This is a genomic window from Mycobacterium scrofulaceum (assembly GCF_002086735.1).
GTDB classification, from domain to species: Bacteria; Actinomycetota; Actinomycetes; order Mycobacteriales; family Mycobacteriaceae; genus Mycobacterium; species Mycobacterium scrofulaceum.
The window spans coordinates 1-399 of sequence record NZ_MVIJ01000164.1 but is presented as its reverse complement, the minus strand read 5'-3'; the positions used below and the strand labels follow the sequence as shown (position 1 = coordinate 399).

Annotated in this window: 1 pseudogene; it reads left to right on the top strand. The window is 68.9% G+C overall.

The features are described 5' to 3' along the window. Positions 1-128 (top strand): annotated as a pseudogene (locus BST44_RS31265) (MFS transporter); the annotation flags it as partial. Positions 129-399: the final 271 nt, after the last annotated feature.

Below are 399 nucleotides of genomic sequence, written 5' to 3'. Positions count from 1 at the left end.
TGCTGTACGAGCGCAGCGTCGTCTTCATGCTGGCCGCATCGGCCGGTTTGATGGCCTTGGCGCTGGTCGGCACGGCCGCCAACCGGCACGCGTTCGACGTTGCGCCGACAAGCTCACGCGATTCATAGCTGGCCAGCTCAACGGCGGAAATGCGGCCGCAGGGGCCGGTCCGCTCGCCCGGAAATGTTAGCTGGCGTGGGTCCTATGCCACACTGTGTGAGGAACTTGATCGTGGAGGGATGCATATGTCGGGCTGGACGCGAGGGCGGCTTTTCGCCGCCCTGAACGCCGCCGGGTTGGCTTCAGTCATGGGTTTGGCGTTGGTGCTGAGCGCGGCCCCCGCGCTCGCGGACCCCGACCCCGCGCCCGGCGATCCGGGCGTCGTCGCCGCCCCGCCTG